We start from the raw sequence: 18,361 nt of genomic DNA, 5'->3' as shown, positions 1-18,361 counted from the left end.
GACCCAGGGAGCGGCCCAGTGAGCGACCAGGCGAGTGATCCGTTCGTGGAGCACCGCAGCCTGCTGTTCACCGTCGCCTACGAGATGCTCTCGTCCGCTGTCGATGCCGAGGACGTGGTGCAGGAGACCTGGTTGCGGTGGTCCGAGGTGGACCAGTCTGCGGTCCGGGACCCGCGCGCCTATCTCGTCCGGATCGTCACCCGCCAGGCACTCAACCGCATCCGCACGCTCGAGCGCCGCCGCGAGACCTATGTCGGCCCGTGGTTGCCCGAGCCGTTGCTGACCAGCCCGGACGTCGCCGAGGATGTCGAGCTCGCGGACTCGCTCTCCACGGCGATGCTGTTGGTCCTGGAGACGCTCTCCCCCACCGAGCGGGCCGTCTTCGTCCTGCGCGAGGTCTTCGGTTTTGAGTATGCCGAGATCGCGGCGGCGGTGGACAAGTCACCGGCGGCGGTGCGCCAGGTGGCCAGTCGGGCAGGCCGCGCGGTGCGCAGCCAGCGTCCCCCACCGGGGACGCACCCAGAGGCCGAGAAGGTCATGCGCCTCTTCCTGGCGGCGGCTGATGGCGGCGATCTCCAGCCGCTGATGGAGCTCCTGGCCCCTGATGTCGTGCTGTTCTCCGACGGGGGCGGGCTGAAGAAGGCGGCCCTGCGACCGATCCACGGCGCGGAGAAGGCGTTGCGCTGGATGGCCGGGGTCTTCTTCAATTATCCCGACGTGCTGACCTATGACCTCACCACCATGAACGGACAGCCTGCCCTGCGCTTCTTCGGAGCCGGGGAGCTCGACGTCGTGGTGACCGTGCGCTTGGAGCGCGGTCTGGTGACCGCGCTCTATCTGATGCGCAATCCGGAGAAGCTCCGCCGGGCACAGGGAGGCGCGGCACAACTGAGCCGCTGACCCAATGACCCGATGACCTGGTGACTACGCTGGCACCGCCATGGACACTCGCCAGCTCACCTATTTCCTCGGAGTCGTGACCCACGGCGGCTTCGGCAGGGCAGCGACCCATCTGCACGTGAGCCAGCCGGCGCTCTCGCAGGCCGTGGCCGCCCTGGAGAAGGATCTCGGGGTTCCGCTGCTGCACCGTGTGCCCAGCGGCGTGCGTCTCACCGACGCCGGGGCGACGCTGGTCCCGATGGCGCGGCAGGTGCTGCGCGACCTGGACGCTGCCCGCGCCGCCACCCAGTCGATCGGCACCGACCACACCGGACGGATTGACCTGGCGCTCATGCCATCTCAGAGCATTGAGCCTTTCACCTCACTGACCGCCCGGCTCAGCGAGCGCCACCCCGGGATCACCGTCAACGCCCGTGCCGCCTTCGGGCGCGACGACGCAGTGGCCCTGGTCCTCAGCGGAGCCTGCGAGCTCGGGCTCGTGGGTGCCCTCGCAGCGCCCTACCCTCCCGCCATCACCGCCCACCGGTTGGGCCAACAGCACATGGTCCTGCTCGCCCCGCCCGACACGTCGCTTCCCTCGGATCGCCCACTGACACCGGGCGACCTGGACGGTCAGCGACTGATCGCCTCCCCTCCCGGGAGCGTGATGCGGGCGATGGCTGACCAGCTCTGCGCCGAGTCGGGCCTGACGATCGCCGTCGAGGTCGAGCACCGCTCTGCCATCCTGCCGCTCGTGCTGGCCGGGGTCGGTGTCGCGGTCCTGTCGTCCGCCTGGGCCGACCTGGCCCGTCGGGCCGGGGCCGTGGTCTGCCAACTTCAGTCGCCCCTGCGCGTCGAGGTCGACCTGATCTGTCGGCATACGGCTCTGACACCGGCCGCCCAGGTCCTGCTGGACCTCGCCGTGGACCTGGACTGGCCTGCGGACATAAGCAATCTGGATGACCCGCATCCATAACTGGTCTTGGACAGGCGCCGCGACCCGGCCATAGGTTCACCGCATGAGAATCGTCGACATTCGGGAGCGCACCTTCCCGATCTCCAGCCCCATCCGCAACTCGTTCATCGACTTTTCGAAGATGACGCTGAGCCTGGTGGCGGTGGTGACCGACGAGATCCGCGACGGCAAGCCCGTGGTCGGCTTCGGGTTCAACTCCAACGGCCGCTACGGCCAGGGCGCGCTGATGAAGGAGCGGTTCGTGCCGCGACTGCTCGAGGCGGAGCCAGAGTCGCTGCTGGACGAGAGTGGCCTGCTCGACCCGCACCGCGCGTGGGACACGATGATGACCAACGAGAAGCCCGGCGGCCACGGTGAGCGCTCGGTCGCCGTCGGCGTGCTCGACATGGCCCTGTGGGACGCGCGCGCCAAGCTCGAGGAGCGCCCGTTGTTCGACCTGCTCGCCGAGCGCCATGGCACCGGGACCCCCGACCCGCGCGTGTTCGTCTATGCCGCAGGCGGTTACTACCACCCGGGCAAGGGTCTGCAGGGTCTGAAGGACGAGCTCACCAGCTATCTCGACCGCGGCTACACCGTGGTGAAGATGAAGATCGGTGGCGCCCCCCTGGCCGAGGACCGGACCCGCATCGAGGCGGCCCTCAGCATCCTGGGCGAGGGTCAGCGCCTGATGGTCGACGCCAACGGCCGCTTCACCGGTGAGCAGGCCGTGGAGTGCCTCGAGGCGATCAAGGACTACGACCTGTTCTGGTTTGAGGAGCCCGTCGACCCGCTGGACTATGAGGGCACGCGCCTGGTGTCCGAGCGCGCCGGGACCCTGCCGATCGCGACCGGAGAGAACCTGTTCTCGCACTGGGACGCCCGCAACCTCGGCCTGTATGGCGGCATGGACCCCCAGCGTGACTTCCTGCAGCTGGACTGCGCCCTCAGCTATGGCCTGGTGGAGTATCTGCGCAGCCTCAAGGCCCTCGGCGAGCTCGGTTGGGCCCCCAGCCGCTTCATCCCGCACGGTGGCCACCAGATGTCGCTCAACATCGCGGCCGGTCTGGGCCTGGGCGGCAACGAGTCCTATCCCGACCTGTTCCAGCCGTTTGGCGGCTTCCCGGACGGGTGCACCGTTGAGGACGGCCACATCCGTATGCCGCAACTCCCGGGCATCGGTTTCGAGGGCAAGTCCGACCTGGCGAAGGTGTGTGCGAGCCTGCTCTCCTAGGCTTCCGGGCAGCGGGGGCGTGAAGGCGGCAATCTCGCAGCGGCACAGAAGGGCTGTTCCATGGTGGATGACCGACCGGGTGATGTTGGCGGTGTCCGCGTCGTGGTGGCTCCGGACAAGTTCAAGGGCACCCTGAGCGGTCCGGCGGCGGCCGCGGCGATGGCTGTTGGCGTGCGTGCGGTGCTCCCGGATGCCGTCGTTGACGAGATCCCACTGGCCGACGGCGGGGAGGGCACGGTCGAGGCGATCCTGGCCACCGGTGCCACGGAGCACCGGCTGACGGTCCCCGGACCCCTGGGAGACCCGGTGGAAGCGCAGTTCGCGATGCTCGGGACCACTGCGGTCATCGAGTCCGCGCAGGCGTGCGGGCTGCAACTGATCTCGCCGACGCCGCGGACCTCGCTGCGGGCCAGCAGTGCCGGGGTCGGCGCCCTCATCCGGGCAGCCTGGGACGCGGGTGCGACCAGTGTCGCGATCGGCCTGGGCGGCGTGGCCTGCACCGATGGCGGCACGGGGCTGGTCGCCGAGCTGGGCGCTCGGTTCGTTGATGCTGACGGCGAGGTCGTCGGTCCGGGCGAGCTGGACCGGGTGGTGTCTGTTGACCTCACCGGGCTGGACCCGCGTGTCACCAGCACTTCCTTCGTCGCGGCCACCGACGTCACCAACCCGCTGCTCGGTCCGACCGGGGCAGCAGCTGTCTATGGCCCGCAGAAGGGCGCTGGCCCGGACGAGGTCGCCCTGCTGGATCAGGGGCTGGCGACCGTGGCCAACGTCGTCGAGTCAGCCGTTGACGGCGAGCCCCTGCGCGAGCGTCCCGGCGCGGGGGCAGCGGGCGGCCTCGGGTGGGGGCTGATGGCGTTGCTCGGCGCGGAGGTCCGGCCCGGCGGCGACCTGGTGATGGACCTGATCGGCCTGCCCGACGCCCTGAAGCAGGCCGACCTGGTGCTCACCGGTGAGGGCAAGCTGGACGCGCAGAGCCGCTATGGCAAGGGACCAGTGGCGCTGGCCGAGCTCGCAGCCACGCACGGCCTGCCCACGATCGCGGTGGCGGGCATGGTCGACCCGGAGGGTCGCGAGGGCACCGGCTTCGCCGCGGTGTGGTCCCTGGTCGAGGAAGTCGGTGGAGAGGCAGCGCTCCACGAGACTGCAGCGAGCCTGACCGAGGTCACCGCTGGTGCGGTCCGACACTGGCGCGAGCAGCGCTAGCCTCGCCACGCCGAGCACGAGGGCACAACCACGAGCCACGCGGCCAAGACTTCCGCGTCACCCAGCGACCTGATCACGACGCGCGTGTGGGCGGTGTGCCAGTGGCCGCAGTGTGTGTGCTGCGGGCGCCCAGGATCTGGCCGAACAGTCGTTCGCCGGTCGGCTCGAAGCCGCAGCGCAGATAGAACTGCTCTGGTCCACCGTCGCCCTGAACCCACAGCACAGTCATCTGCTCGTTCCCCCGTCGCCGGGCTTCTCGGGCGACCTCTTCGACGGCAAAGCGCCCCACGCCACGTCCCTGTTGATCTGCCGAGACATGCAGTCTCCAGATCCCGCAGCGAAAGGCCGCCAACTCGTTGTCCGGGTCGAAGTTGGCCATGACGAACCCGACAACATCGTCGCCGTCACAGATTGCACGTGGCCACGCTGTGGGAGTCACGGAGGCCTCGGCGATCGAGTTCGCGACCGGCGCAACGAAGCGTTCCTGGCCGGGCCGCAACGGAAACTCCATCAGGGCGTGCACGTTCTGACTGGTGACTTCGCACAACTTGAGGTTCATCAACGAAACGTAACTGCGAGCACCGACACTGCGGACCAATGCTGGCACGACGGTGCGATGCCACGGGCGGGCGATCAGCGTCGGCGTGGGCGGAGCTCGACAACCCGGGCTCCACCGCCAACCTGTGGCACCGGCTTCGCCGACCTGTGGTCCCTGGTCGAGGAGGTTGGCGCGGATCTCGGCCATGAGCGAGCCGGGTCGCCAGCACCGAGGAGGGCGTGCGAGACCTGTATCAAAAGCCGGGAGCGACGTACGAGACCTGTATCAAAAGCCGGGAGCGACGTACGAGACCTGTATCAAAAGACGGGGCGGGCGTGCGAGACCTTTATTAATTTGGTTAGCGGACGCCGACCTCGATGAACGGGGGCTTCTTCACCTGCGCGGTGACGTCGCGCCCACGCACGTCGATGACGACGTCGTCGCCCTCGGCGGCCGTGCGGTCCAGCAGGGCCAGGGCCACGCCCTTGCCCAGGGTCGGCGAGAAAGTGCCGGAGGTGACGGTGCCGATCACCGTGCCATCAGCCGACTTCACGTCGCAGCCTGCCCGCGGGATGCCGCGACCGGTCACGTCCAGACCCCACGAGATCCGGGTGTTCTTGGCCTCCCGCTCGGCGGCGAGCGCGTCCTTGCCCCAGAAGGTGTCCTTCTTCCAGCCGACGGCCCAACCGGTGCGGCCCATCACCGGGGTGATCTCGGTGGAGAGCTCGTTGCCGTGCAGGGCATAGCCCATCTCGGTGCGGAGTGTGTCGCGGGCGCCGAGCCCTGCCGCCATCCCGTCGAACGGCTCCATCGCGGCCACCAGGGCGTCCCACAGGGCACCGGTCTGGTCCCAGGCGGGCAGCAGCTCATAGCCGCGCTCCCCCGTGTAGCCGGTCCGGCACACGATGAGCGGCTTGCCCTCCCACGTCGTCTCGGCAAAACTCATGTAGTCATTCCCGACCGACAGACCGAGGGCAGTGAGCACCTCATCGCTCTTGGGCCCCTGGACTGCCAGGACGCCATAGTCAGTGTGCTGGTTGATGACCTCGATGCCCTCGGGCGCCGCCTCCGTCAGCATCCGCACAACCTCGGCGTTGTTGGCCGCGTTGGGGATGAGGAAGACCTCGTCGTCGGACTTCAGATACTGGATCAGGTCGTCCACCACGCCGCCGGACTCGTTGCAGCACATGGTGTATTGCGCCTTGCCCGGCTCGATGCGGCCCAGGTCATTGGTGAAGCAGCTGTTGACAAAGTCCCTGGCCCCGGGGCCGCGCACCAGGGCCTTGCCCAGGTGGGAGACGTCAAAGATGCCCACCCGCTCACGCACGGCGGTGTGCTCAGCTTTCACCCCGGCATACTCAATGGGCATCTGCCACCCACTGAAGTCGGCCATCTTGGCGCCGAGGGCGACATGACGGTCATGCACGGGGGAGGTCTTCAGCGACTCGGCAGACATGGATCACACCGTAGCCCCCGGTGCAGCTAGGCTCAATCCGGCCCCGCAGCCCATGTCGACGACGACTGAACGGACAAAGATGACCACACTGACACTGACTGACAGCAGGATCGCGACCGCCAAGGTGGATGCCTTGGTGCTCGCCTCGACCGCCGGGGAGGACGGCGCGCTGCTGGCGGAGGGCACAGATCTGCCCAAGAACGCCGTCACCCACATCACCAAGAACCTGAGCGCCACAGGGGCCAGCGGCAAGGCCGACGAGGTCGTCAAGCTCGCGGGAGTCCCGGGCGTGGCTGCGGGCCTCGTGCTCGTCGTCGGCACCGGCAAGCCCACCAGCGGCAGGCCCAGCGACAGCGCTCCCCACGCGAGCGAGCGCCACCGCCGCGCGGCCGGGGCCGCCGTCCGCGCCCTGGCCGGCAAGGACTCCGCCGTGTTCGCTCTCGGGGGCGGCGCCGAGGAGGCCCGTGCCGTGGCCGAGGGCGTGCTGCTGGGCGGCTATGCCTTCCAGACCTTCCTGGGCGAGGGCAAGGCGGCGAGCGCCAAGGCACCGCTGGCCAGCGCTCAGGTCTATCTCAAGGGCCGCCACAAGGAGGACATCGCCGGCCAGTCGGCCACGGTGGCTGACGCTGTGCGCTATGCCCGTGACCTGGTCAATACCCCGCCCAACGTGCTCTTCCCCGAGAGCTTCGCGCACTCGGTCAGCCAGCACGCTGCCGGCACCAAGGTCAAGATCGACGTCTGGGACACCGACAAACTGCAGGCCGAGGGGTGCGGCGGCATCCTCGGCGTCGGGCAGGGCTCCGGGCGTCCCCCGCGCCTGGTCACCATGACCTACAAGCCGCGCGGCGCCAAGGTCCACCTGGCCTTCGTCGGCAAGGGCATCACCTTTGACTCCGGCGGCCTGTGCATCAAGCCCGGCACCGGCATGGTCACCATGAAGTGCGACATGGCCGGCGCCGCCGCCGTGGCCGCCTCGATCCTGGCCCTGGCCGAGCTCAAGGTGCCCGTCGCGGTCACCGGCTATCTCTGCCTCGCGGAGAACATGACCGGTGACCTGGCCCAGCGCCCCGGCGACATCGTCACCATGCGCGGCGGACGCACCGTCGAGATCATCAACACCGACGCCGAGGGCCGCCTGGTCATGGCCGACGGCATCGCGCTGGCCTCCGAGCAGCAGCCGGACGCCATCGTCGACATCGCCACCCTGACCGGTGCCTGCGTCATCGCGCTCGGCAACCGCACGATGGGCGTCATGGCCAACGACGATGACCTGCGCGAGCGCGTCACCACCGCGGCCACCGGGGCCGGTGAGGCTGCCTGGGGCATGCCGCTGCCCGAGGAGATCCGTGGCTCGATGGACTCCCCCGTCGCCGACCTGAAGCACACCGGTGACCGCGCCGGCGGCATGATGGTCGCCGCCAAGTTCCTCGAGGAGTTCGTCGGCAAGGACGCTGCGGGCGAGGCGATCAGCTGGTCGCACGTTGACATCGCCGGGCCGGGCTTCAACGAGAAGGGCGCCTGGGGCTACACCCCCACCGGCGGCACCGGCTCGGGTGTCCGCGCCCTGATCGAGCTGGCGCGGTCCTACGCCTGAGGACCACAGACCAGGCCGTATGCCGCCCGCTCACCGACGTGGCCAACCTCAGACTCGGTGAGCCTCACCTGAGCAGGTGACCCCTCGGCATACAAGGCGATGCCCCGGATCCGTTGCGGGTCCGGGGCATCGTCATGCTGGCACGTTGGGAGCGCCGTTGGGCTGGCTCAGCCGCCGCTCTTGCGGCGGAACATCTGCTGGGCGCCGGAGGTCTTCTGGCGCGCGGCGTGACCGACCTTGCCGTGCTCGGCATTGTCCGAGACGTCCTTGCCGGCGCCGGAGTTGTTCTTCTTCTCCAACGCCTCGCGGAACTTGCGCTTGACGTCGTCCTCGACGTGCTCACTCTGGCTGCTCTGGTCCGGTGCGGACTTGTCTTCCGTCATGGCCACCTCCCGTGGTCGTTCCGTGCGGTCAGCCTCCCATGCCCGAGGGCATCTCGACGACCCCATTTCGGCGCGGCGTCACGCGGGTCCCGCGACGGGCGCGGGTCAGCGCTTCTTGTTGCGCCGGTTCCACTCGCGCATCCGCGCGGGATAGCCGGTCTGGTTCACGTCATAGACCGGGATCTGCAGCAACCGCCCCAGCTCGAAACCGGCCTTGGGCGTGCCGACGGCGCGCCGGGTCCACTCGCCGTCGGTGGCGATCAGGATCAGCGTCGTGGTGCTCACGTTGGTGGCCGGCTCGACATAGGCCTCGACGCCCTTGTGGCTGGCCACCCAGCCCTCCATGTGGGCACGGACCGCCTTGTGGTCGATGGCCATTGCCGGGCCGTCGCTGCGTCCCCTCGGGGTCCCGAGATCCCCGCCGACACCACTGTTCTTCCGTCGCCTCCACCACGCCATAGGTGGGAGATTACCGCGCGACCCCTCCGCTTTCGGTGCCGCGACACCGAGACCGGCCCCTCGGTGGTCGCCGCGCCGAGTGTTTGACAAGATGCTCACATGGCGCAAAACCCACCCGATGATGACAACACCTTCGACGTCGTGATCCTGGGCGGTGGCAGCGGCGGCTATTCCTGTGCCCTGCGCGCCGCGCAACTCGGTCTGAAGGTCGCCCTGGTCGAGAAGGACAAGCTCGGCGGCACCTGCCTGCACCGGGGCTGCATCCCCACCAAGGCGCTGCTGCACGCGGCGGAGGTGGCCGACTCCACGCGCGCCGGCGCCAAGTTCGGCGTCAACGCCACGCTCGACTCGATCGACATCGCCAAGGTCCACTCCTACAAGGACGGGGTCATCGGCCGGCTCTACAAGGGCCTGCAGGGCCTGGTCAGCTCGGCCACCATCGAGTATGTCGAGGGGCACGGGCAGCTGTCCTCCCCCACCACGGTGCAGGTCGGCGAGCGCACCCTCACCGGCAAGAACGTCGTGCTGGCGACCGGTTCCTACGCCCGGTCCATTCCCGGCCTGGACATCGGTGGCCGCATCATGACCAGCGACCAGGCGATGACTCTGGCCGAGCTGCCGGAGCGCGTCGTGGTGCTCGGCGGTGGCGTGATCGGTGTCGAGTTCGCGTCGGTCTTCGCCTCCTTCGGTGCCCAGGTGACCGTCGTCGAGGCCCTGCCGCGTCTGGTCGCGGCCGAGGATGAGTCCGTGTCCAAGACGCTCGAGCGGGCCTTCAAGAAGCGCAAGATCACCGTCAAGACCGGTGTGAAGTTCACCGGCGCCACCCAGGACGACAACGCGGTGCAGGTCTCTCTCGAGTCCGGCGACACGATCGAGGCCGACCTGTTGCTGGTGGCGGTCGGGCGCGGCCCGGTCACCGACGGGCTGGGCTATGAGGAGGCCGGCGCCACTCTGGACCGCGGTTTCGTCACCACCGACGAGCGCTGCCGGACCGGCGTCGACGGCCTGTATGCCGTGGGAGACATCGTCCCCGGCCTCCAGTTGGCGCACCGCGGATTTGCCCAGGGCATCTTCGTCGCCGAGCAGATCGCCGGCCTGGACCCGACCCCGATCGACGAGGCGGGCATCCCGCGCGTGACCTACTGCGACCCGGAGATTGCCTCCGTGGGACTCACCGAGGCCCAGGCCCGGGAGAAGCACGGCGAGGTGAGCACCTATGAGTACAACCTCGGTGGCAACGGCAAGTCCCAGATCCTGGGCACGGCCGGTTTCGTGAAGCTGGTCCGCGCCGAGGGCGGGGCCGTCGTCGGTGTCCATATGGTGGGTGCCAGGATGGGCGAGCAGGTCGGCGAGGCTCAACTGATCTACAACTGGGAGGCACTGCCCGATGAGGTGGCACAGTTGATCCACGCGCACCCCACCCAGAACGAGGCACTGGGCGAGGCCCACCTGGCGCTGGCGGGCAAGCCGCTGCACGCTCATGCCTGACGCAACACCACACACGTCCTGCCAGATGGCAGGAGAATCCGTAGACTGCAAGGCCCCGGACGAGGAGACGTCGAATGTCTGAACGCGTGACCATGCCGGCCCTGGGTGAGTCCGTCACCGAGGGCACCGTGACCCGCTGGCTCAAGAATGTGGGTGACGCCGTTGAGGTCGACGAGCCCCTGCTGGAGGTGTCCACCGACAAGGTGGACACCGAGATCCCCTCACCCATTGCTGGCGTGCTGCAGGAGATCCTCGCCGAGGAGGACGACACCGTCGAGGTCGGCGGTGACCTCGCGGTGATCGGCGACGGCTCCGACGGTGGTGACTCCTCCGGTGGTGACGCTGCTGCAGAGGAGCCCGCTGCCGAGGAGGCCCCCGCTGAGGAGCCCGCCGAGGCCGCTGCGGAGGAGGCCCCCGCTGAGGAGCCTGCTGAGGAGGCGCCCGCCCAGGAGGCCCCGGCGCAGAGCAGTGGCGGTGACTCTGGTGGCGGTGATTCTGGTGGCGGTGACTCTGGCGGTGAGACCGTCACGATGCCCGCGCTGGGTGAGTCGGTCACCGAGGGCACCGTCACCCGCTGGCTGAAGGCCGAGGGCGACGACGTCGAGGTCGACGAGCCCCTGCTGGAGGTGTCCACTGACAAGGTCGACACCGAGATCCCCTCGCCCGTGGCCGGCAAGTTGACCAAGATCCTGGCCCAGGAGGACGAGACCGTCGAGGTCGGTGGCGAGCTGGCCGTGGTCGGTGGCTCCGGCGGCGGTTCTGCACCGGCGCAGGAGGCTCCCGCCGAGGAGCCCAAGGAGGAGCCGAAGGCTGAGGCTCCCGCTGAGGAGCCCAAGGCTGACGAGTCCGCCGAGCAGGCCGACCAGAAGCAGGAGGAGGCCACGCAGTCCGCACCTGACCTGGCTGAGGACGCCGAGCTGCACGAGCAGGCCGCCAAGGAGTCCGGACAGGAGGGCGGCGAGAAGGCTGCCGCACCGACTGGTGACTCCCCCGGCACGGCCAGTGGTGTCGGCACCCCGGAGCAGTCCGGTGGCGATGTCAGCGCCTATGTCACCCCGCTGGTCCGCAAGCTCGCGGCCCAGCACAAGGTCGACCTCAACACGCTGAGCGGGACGGGCGTGGGTGGGCGCATCCGCAAGCAGGACGTGCTCGACGCCGCCCGCAAGGCTGAGGAGGCCGCGAAGTCGGCCCCGTCCGCCCCGGCGCCGAGTGCAGCACCCGCCGCCCCAGCCTCTGCTCCGGCAGCCGCGCCGTCGGGCGGCTCGTCGGCTCCGGTGGAGGCCTCGCCCAAGCGCGGGACCACCGAGAAGATGTCGCGCCTGCGCAAGCTCATCGCGAGCCGGATGGTCGAGTCGCTGCAGACCAGCGCCCAGCTGACCACGGTCATCGAGGTGGACCTCACCAAGGTGGCCCGGCTGCGCAACAAGACCAAGGACGACTTCCTGGCACGCGAGGGCGTCAAGCTCTCCTACATGCCGTTCTTCGTCCTGGCCGCGGTCGAGGCGCTGAAGGTCCACCCCAACGTGAACGCCAGCGTCGAGGAGGACCAGGTCATCTACCACCCGACCGAGAACGTCGGCATCGCGGTGGACACCGAGAAGGGCCTGATCGTCCCGGTCATCAAGGACGCCGGTGACCTCAACATCGCCGGCATCTCCCGCAAGATCGCGGACCTGGCCGAGCGGACCCGCACCAACAAGGTGATGCCGGACGAGCTCGGTGGTGGCACCTTCACCATCACCAACACCGGCAGCCGTGGCGCGCTGTTCGACACCCCGATCATCAACCAGCCGCAGGTGGCCATCCTGGGCACCGGGTCGGTCGTGAAGCGGCCGGTCGTCGTGATCGACGAGGACGGCGGCGAGACCATCGCCATCCGCTCGATGGTCTATCTGGCCATGACCTACGACCACCGGATCGTGGACGGCGCCGACGCCGCCCGCTTCCTCGGCACGGTCAAGGAGCGCCTCGAGGAAGGTTCCTTCGAGGTCTGACCCAGACAGGCACATCGTCTGATCCAAGACAGGCACAACAGTGACATCAGAGCCGAGCAGTCCGCACCACCTCGTGGCCATCACCGGCTCGAGCGGACTGCTCGGCTCTGCGCTGTCCGAGGCACTGCGTGCCCGTGGGGACGGTGTCGTGCACCTGGTCCGTCGTCCCCCGACCCAGGACGTGCCCGAGGGGGTGCGGGAGGTGCAGTGGGACCCGGCGCACGGGTTGTCCGACCGCGGAGCCCTCGACGGAGTGACCGCCGCAGTCAACCTCGCCGGTGCGGGGCTGGGTGATCGGCGGTGGACGGCGCGCTACAAGGACACGCTGGTCCACTCCCGGGTTCCCAACACGGCGGCGCTGTGCCAGGCACTGCTCGCCCTCCCCCAGAAGCCGCGGCTGCTGTCGGGCTCAGCAATCGGTGTCTACGGCAGTCGCGGCGATGTCCGCCTGACCGAGCAGAGCGCCCTCGGATCTGGTTTCGTCCCCGACCTGGTGCAGGACTGGGAGCACGCCACCTGGGCAGCCGAGGACGGCGGACTGCCCGTCGCCCACCTGCGCTCCGGGATCGTGTTCAGCCGCACCGGTGGAGCGCTCGCCAGGTTGCTGCCGCTGGTGCGCTTCGGGCTGGGTGGACCGATGGGCGACGGCACACAGTTCTGGTCGTGGATCACCCTGCCCGACCACATCGCCGCCATGATCTGGCTGCTGGACCATCCGGAGATCACCGGACCGGTCAACCTCACCGCCCCGGAGCCCGAGCGACAGAAGGCGGTTGTGAAGGCACTGGCGGCCATGCTGCACCGCCCGTCCCTGATGCCCGCTCCCACGATCGCGCTGCGCCTGGCCCTCGGTGAGATGGCCGGTGAGGTGCTCGGCAGTCAGCGGGTGCTGCCCACGGTGCTGCAGGAGCACGGGTTCGAGCACAGCCACCCCGACCTCGCGAGCGCTGCCGCCTGGGTCACCGGGTGATGACTGAGCGGCGTGAACCGGCGGTCCAGACCTTCCCACCATGGACCGAACGCGATCCGGCTCTCCCCAGAGTGGCCTGAAGACCGCCTCTGCTGGTCGGCAGGAATTCCGTGGCACCGGCCGGCGTTGCCCGGATACTGTGATGAACATGTCCACCGCCTTTGGCTTCGCTCCCCTGACCGGCACTCGCCGCTCGGGCGATGAGCGCTGCGCCGTGGCCGTGGACTTCCTGTGCGACGGCGCTGAAGTCTGACCCTCCTCCCGCTCCAGCAGGACCCACGGAGGAGGGTCGGCCACCCTTTCCGGGCACCCGCTGGTTTCTCAGCAGGGCGTGCCCGCACCGCGGTCCTGGCGCGGACGCCCCTCTCCGGCACCCGCCCGCGCACGCCTGCCCGCCGGCGCAACACGGCACAGCATCATGTGCCTGGCACAGAAAGCAGAATCACCATGGCCAAGAGCCAGTTCATCCGGTCCAAGCCGCACCTCAACATCGGCACGATGGGTCACGTCGACCACGGCAAGACGACGTTGACCGCGGCCATCACCAAGGTCTTGTCTGACGCCTCCCCCGAGGCCAACACGTTCGTGGCCTTCGAGGGGATCGACCGGACCCCGGAGGAGACCCAGCGCGGCATCACGATCAACATCTCGCACGTGGAGTATGAGACCGCCACCCGGCACTATGCCCACGTCGACATGCCAGGTCACGCCGACTTCGTGAAGAACATGATCACGGGAGCAGCGCAGGTGGACGCCGCGATCCTCGTCGTGTCCGCCCAGGACGGCGCCATGCCGCAGACCCGCGAGCACGTGCTGCTCGCGCAGCGCGTGGGCGTCCCCCACCTGATCGTGGCGCTGAACAAGGCCGACACCGTGGACGACCCAGAGCTGCTGGACCTCGTCGAGCTCGAGGTGCGCGAGCTGCTCAGCGACTACGGCTTCCCTGGTGACGAGGTGCCGGTCGTGCCGGTCTCCGCGCTCGGCGCCCTCGATGGCGACCCGCGCTGGACGGCGTCGGTCACCGCGCTCCTGCAGGCGGTCGACGACTACGTGCCGCTGCCCGCACGTGAGGTGGACGGCCCGTTCTTGATGCCGGTCGAGAGTGCCCTGACCATCAGTGGTCGAGGCACCGTGGTCACCGGTGCCGTCGAGCGTGGCTCGCTGCGCATCGGCGAGAGCGTGCAGGTCATTGGTCTGGGCGAGACCGTCACCTCGGTGGCGATCGGCATGGAGACCTTCGGCAAGACGCTGGAGGAGGTGCAGGCCGGTGACAACGCCGCGGTCCTGCTGCGTGGTGTGCGCCGGGAGGACGTCCAGCGCGGCCAGGTGCTAGCCCTGCCCGGGTCGGTGCAGCCCCACCAGGGCTTCACCGCGACGCTGCACACGCTGACCGCCGACGAGGGCGGACGGCACACGGCGTTTGCCGGTGACTATCGGCCGCAGTTCTACTTCCGCACCACGGACGTTCCCGGGCGGATGGACCTCGGCGAGGTGGAGCTGGTGATGCCCGGTGACACGGTCGAGGTGACCGTGCACCTGGACAAGCCGATCGCCCTCGAGCCAGGCCTGGGTTTCGCCGTCCGTGAGGGCGGGCGGACCGTCGCCGCAGGCAGGATCACCACGCTCGTCTGAGCGTGCGCCGCAGCTCCGGCCCGACACCTGATGGTGTCGGGCCGGAGCCATGCCAGCGTCCGCGGTTAACGTGTGGGCCATGGCGGGGATCAACTTCACATCACTGCTGCACACTCCTCCGGCCAGAGTCGTCGCCGCGTGGCGCGAGTCCGTGCGCCAGGAGGACAAGTGGGCCGAGCAGCACGGGCCGGCCACTGACGGTCCACGGCTGCGGGCTCCCGCCTGGGTGGCCATGCTCGCGATCTCCACCGCCCTGGTGTGTCTCATCTTTGCGGGTGTCGCCATCGGGATGATCCTCGATGGGGACGACAGCGGCACCGTCGGTCTGCTGCTCACGCTCGGCCTCGCGGTCGCCGTCGGCCTCGTGCTGTGGATCATGCTGCGACGGCAGGTCACCAAGGTGGCCAGTGGCTGGGAGGAGCACTACCAGTTGATGGCCTTCGCCAACGACAACGGTTTCGACGCCGCTCCGGTCGCGGAGGGCGGTGACCTCCCGGGGCGGATCTTCGGGCGCGGCCTCGCCGGCAACCGCGTCCGCCGAGACCTGGTCGCCTGGACCCAGGGCGGGCGGCAGTGCCACGTCGCCACCGAGTCCTGGCACTCCGGGAACCCGCCGGACGGCAGCCCGCCGGAGGACCAGGGCAGCTGCCGCTACCTCGCAGTGCTGCTCGCCGAGGAGGAGCTCCCGCCCCTGGTGTTCAGCTCCAACGAGATCGTGACCGCCGGGGCGGCAGTCGAACAGACAACCACCGCGGGACCGACCGCAGAGCAAGTCGCCGCCACGGTCTTCACCCCGCAGGTGCAGGCACTGCTCGCGGTGCCCACCGCGCCCTGGGAGGCCGAGGTCGCCGGTGGGTGGTTCATCGTCTATCAGCCCGAGACCCCGGACCCGCTGGACATCGCGGTCTGGCAGCGGATGTTTGCCTTGATCGACGCGCTGCCGCCCTATCCGCTCGCCGCACCCGCCTGAGCCTGGGCGGCATCGCCCCAACCCCAGATCCGCCACTCTCCCTCGCTGAGTCGCAGCTCCAGCTCGACCACATCGGATCGGCCCTCGTGCGCGACCTCGCCGGACGGGGTGACCTCCTGATAGTCCGACCGCTTCACCTCAACCTCGAGGACCGCACGCTCCGGCCCGGACGCCAGGACCTCGGCCGAGCCGACCGTGAACTCCAGGCCCCGATAGGTCACGTCCAGATCCTGCGCGTCCGTCAGCGCCTGGGTCTCCTGCTCGCGGGCCGGCGAACCGGCTGCGTGGACCGCCTCCAGGTCCGCCGGGTCACCGGAGCGCCACGCGGCAGCCCGGGCGTCGAGAAGGTGCTGTGCCGAGGCCGTCGGGTCGGCGGCTGGATCGGCAGCAGGGTTCGGGTCCCCTTCTGGGTCTTGATCTGAGTCCTCGTCGGGGTCCACCTCTGGGCCCTCGTCGGGGTCCACCTCTGGCGGCGCAGCCACGTCCTCGGGCTCGTCACTCGTGGGGTCTGCTGGACTCGGACTCGCGGTGTCGGTGATCGTCGCACTGTCCTCGGCGGAGTCCTCAGCAGGCACGGGGTCAGCGCCGCCCACCACCGCCAGGCTGTCCGCCGTCGCGGCCTGATCGTCGCCGGCGACAGGGGGAGCCCCGCCAAAGAGCGACCCGAGCCAGGTCGACACGACCAGCGCGATCACTGCGACGGCCCCCGCGCCCGCCACCCACAGACCCACCCTGCGGGAGGGACGCCCACCCTGTCGTCGACGGCTCCCCCGGCCCCGGCCCCGGCCCCGGTCCCGGTCCCTCCCGCGCAGCAGCGCACGCGGGTGCGGCACCCGCAGCCGACGAGCACCCGACTGGGCGCCCTTGGCCCGGGCGCCCTTTGACTGCGCACCCTGGGACTCGTCGGCGGAGTCGGTGCCCGCGTCACGCCCACCGCGCAGGTCGGCGCGGATCCGCTGCGTCAGGCCCGCAGCAGGGTCGGCACCGGGAGCAAGCGCGACGGGCTCGGGGCGAGCGGTGGCAAACAGCGCCACGGAGACCTCCTCGGCCTCCGGACGGTCCGCGGGCTCCCCCGACAGGCACGCGGTCACCAGGGTCACCAGATCGGCGGGCAGCTCGGGCCGCAACTCGGCCAGCTCAGGACGGGTGCCGACCCACCCGGGCGGCTCCCCCACCAGCGATCGCCAAGCGAGGGCACCCAGCCCATAGACGTCGGACTCCGCGGTGGGCTCGAAGCCCTCCATCACCTCCGGTGCCACCATGCCGTCGGTGCCGTAGGTCTCGTCGCGCCGCTCACCCGCGATCCGCGAGACACCCAGGTCGGCCAGCAGCGGCATGCCATCCGCTCGGAAGATCACATTGCCCAGGGAGATGTCGCCGTGCACGACACCGGCCCGGTGCAGCTCGGCCAGCGCCGTGGCCAGGGGCGAGCACACGGTGACCAGTTCCCCCGGGGTCAGGTGGTCCCGGGCACCGAGCACCTCGGCGAGGGATCCGCCCTCGGCGAGTTCCATCGCCAGGGCCACCCCGTCGTGACGGCCACCGACCCCGGGGACCGGCACCACGTCATACAGATGGATCACGTGCTGGTGGCGCACCCGGGTGAGGACGCCGGCCTCGCGCAGCGCCGAGGAGACCTGGTCAGCCCCCGTCGAGACCACCTTGAGGGCAACGTCGAGATCGTCGGCGACCCGGCGGGCGCGCCACACCTGCGCACTCGCGCCGGCGCCGATGCGACCGAGCACGTCATAGCCGGGGATGCTGGGGACGTCCATGCCCGCACGCTGCCCCATCTGAGGCCCTCGCCGCAGAACTTGTCCACAGCCCCGCCCCGACCTGCGACATCGTGACCAGCGACATCGTGACCAGCCACACGACCAGCCACACGACCAGCCACACGACCAGCAAGCACCCGGGATCGACGAAACCCGTCGGCGTAGAGTGGCAGACATGCGCATCGAGCACGTCGGATTCGGGCCGGACTACGTCGACTATCAGCAGGCGTGGGACCACCAGCGAGAAGTGCACGCCCAGGTCGTCAGCGGCGAGCTGCCCGACACGCTGCTGCTGCTGGAGCACGCGGCGGTCTACACCGCGGGCAAGCGCACCGAGGACCACGAGCGCCCGAGCGACGGCACGCCGGTCATCGACGTCGACCGCGGCGGCAAGATCACCTGGCACGGGCCGGGCCAGCTGGTCGGCTATCCGATCGTGCGCCTGCCCAACCCCGTCGACGTCGTCGCCCACGTGCGCCGCCTCGAGCAGCTGCTCATCGACGTGTGCACCGAGCTCGGCGTGGAGACCACCCGCGTCGAGGGACGCAGCGGCGTGTGGGTGCTGGCTGACGAGCGCGGGCCCGACCGCAAGATCGGCGCGATCGGCATCCGGGTCAGCCACGACGTGACGATGCACGGTTTCTCCTTCAACGCGGACTGTGACCTGGCCTGGGCCGACCCGATCGTCCCGTGCGGCATCCCCGACGCCGGGATCACCTCGCTGAGCGTCGAGCTCGGCCGCCCCGTCACGGTGCAGGACGTGCTTCCGCTGATTGAGGCCCGCGTGTCGGGCATCACGGCGGCGGCACCAGCCACCACAATGGCCTGACC

General features: G+C 69.7%; 16 protein-coding genes. 11 read left to right on the top strand and 5 right to left on the bottom strand.

From position 1 onward, the window contains the following. Positions 1–18: 18 nt before the first annotated feature. The 4 genes from NF556_RS08300 to NF556_RS08285 are packed head-to-tail and all read left to right on the top strand — an operon-like array spanning position 19 to position 4,271. Positions 19–900: an RNA polymerase sigma-70 factor gene (locus NF556_RS08300; RefSeq protein WP_252595170.1), complete on the top strand. Its 882-nt coding sequence runs from the start codon at positions 19–21 to the stop codon at positions 898–900. Positions 901–940: 40 nt separating this feature from the next. After that, on the top strand, positions 941–1,855 hold the full coding sequence (locus NF556_RS08295; protein ID WP_252595169.1) for a LysR family transcriptional regulator: 915 nt from the start codon (positions 941–943) through the stop codon (positions 1,853–1,855). A 43-nt stretch (positions 1,856–1,898) separates the two neighbouring features. Continuing rightward, positions 1,899–3,065 (top strand): mandelate racemase/muconate lactonizing enzyme family protein, encoded by a 1,167-nt coding sequence (locus NF556_RS08290; protein ID WP_252595168.1) that lies wholly within the window; start codon positions 1,899–1,901, stop codon positions 3,063–3,065. A 60-nt stretch (positions 3,066–3,125) separates the two neighbouring features. Further along, the gene (locus NF556_RS08285; protein WP_252595167.1) at positions 3,126–4,271 is read left to right on the top strand and encodes a glycerate kinase; all 1,146 of its coding nucleotides are present in this window, start codon (positions 3,126–3,128) and stop codon (positions 4,269–4,271) included. A 73-nt stretch (positions 4,272–4,344) separates the two neighbouring features. Here NF556_RS08285 and NF556_RS08280 read toward each other — a convergent pair whose 3' ends face one another. Then, a complete protein-coding gene (locus tag NF556_RS08280; protein WP_252595166.1) occupies positions 4,345–4,830 on the bottom strand; it encodes a GNAT family N-acetyltransferase in 486 nt (161 codons plus the stop codon). Between the two features lie 337 nt (positions 4,831–5,167). Beyond that, complete coding sequence (gene gcvT, locus NF556_RS08275) at positions 5,168–6,265, bottom strand: glycine cleavage system aminomethyltransferase GcvT (protein ID WP_252595165.1); 1,098 nt, start codon at positions 6,263–6,265, stop codon at positions 5,168–5,170. 79 nt (positions 6,266–6,344) lie between these two features. Here gcvT and NF556_RS08270 point away from each other — a divergent pair, with 79 nt between their 5' ends. Further along, a complete protein-coding gene (locus tag NF556_RS08270; protein ID WP_252595164.1) occupies positions 6,345–7,859 on the top strand; it encodes a leucyl aminopeptidase in 1,515 nt (504 codons plus the stop codon). A 167-nt stretch (positions 7,860–8,026) separates the two neighbouring features. Here NF556_RS08270 and NF556_RS08265 read toward each other — a convergent pair whose 3' ends face one another. Continuing rightward, entirely contained in the window at positions 8,027–8,242 is a 216-nt protein-coding gene (locus tag NF556_RS08265) for a DUF5302 domain-containing protein (RefSeq protein ID WP_252595163.1), read from the bottom strand. A gap of 105 nt (positions 8,243–8,347) precedes the next feature. After that, positions 8,348–8,701 (bottom strand): hypothetical protein, encoded by a 354-nt coding sequence (locus tag NF556_RS08260; RefSeq protein WP_252595162.1) that lies wholly within the window; start codon positions 8,699–8,701, stop codon positions 8,348–8,350. A gap of 99 nt (positions 8,702–8,800) precedes the next feature. Between NF556_RS08260 and lpdA the strand changes: the two genes are divergently transcribed. From lpdA to NF556_RS08235, 5 genes are all read left to right on the top strand, one after another. Next, positions 8,801–10,189, top strand: a complete 1,389-nt coding sequence (gene lpdA / locus NF556_RS08255) for a dihydrolipoyl dehydrogenase (protein WP_252595161.1) — start codon at positions 8,801–8,803, stop codon at positions 10,187–10,189. Positions 10,190–10,263: 74 nt separating this feature from the next. Further along, complete coding sequence (gene sucB, locus NF556_RS08250) at positions 10,264–12,183, top strand: 2-oxoglutarate dehydrogenase, E2 component, dihydrolipoamide succinyltransferase (protein WP_252595160.1); 1,920 nt, start codon at positions 10,264–10,266, stop codon at positions 12,181–12,183. Between the two features lie 40 nt (positions 12,184–12,223). Further along, positions 12,224–13,153, top strand: a complete 930-nt coding sequence (locus NF556_RS08245; RefSeq protein WP_252595159.1) for a TIGR01777 family oxidoreductase — start codon at positions 12,224–12,226, stop codon at positions 13,151–13,153. 447 nt (positions 13,154–13,600) lie between these two features. Next, entirely contained in the window at positions 13,601–14,785 is a 1,185-nt protein-coding gene (tuf, locus tag NF556_RS08240) for an elongation factor Tu (RefSeq protein WP_252595158.1), read from the top strand. 79 nt (positions 14,786–14,864) lie between these two features. Further along, entirely contained in the window at positions 14,865–15,755 is an 891-nt protein-coding gene (locus tag NF556_RS08235) for a hypothetical protein (RefSeq protein ID WP_252595157.1), read from the top strand. Here NF556_RS08235 and NF556_RS08230 read toward each other — a convergent pair. Beyond that, positions 15,731–17,530, bottom strand: a complete 1,800-nt coding sequence (locus tag NF556_RS08230; protein ID WP_252595156.1) for a serine/threonine protein kinase — start codon at positions 17,528–17,530, stop codon at positions 15,731–15,733. The two genes, NF556_RS08235 and NF556_RS08230, sit on opposite strands and share 25 nt — an antisense overlap. 166 nt (positions 17,531–17,696) lie before the next feature. Between NF556_RS08230 and lipB the strand changes: the two genes are divergently transcribed. Continuing rightward, positions 17,697–18,359 carry a lipoyl(octanoyl) transferase LipB gene (lipB, locus tag NF556_RS08225; protein WP_256829681.1) on the top strand — a complete coding sequence of 221 codons (663 nt, stop codon included), beginning with the start codon at positions 17,697–17,699 and terminating at the stop codon, positions 18,357–18,359. The last annotated feature ends 2 nt before the right edge of the window (positions 18,360–18,361 follow it).

It is taken from the genome of Ornithinimicrobium faecis (genome assembly GCF_023923225.1).
Classification (GTDB): domain Bacteria; phylum Actinomycetota; class Actinomycetes; order Actinomycetales; family Dermatophilaceae; genus Ornithinicoccus; species Ornithinicoccus faecis.
This window is presented reverse-complemented; position numbering and strand designations above follow the sequence as displayed.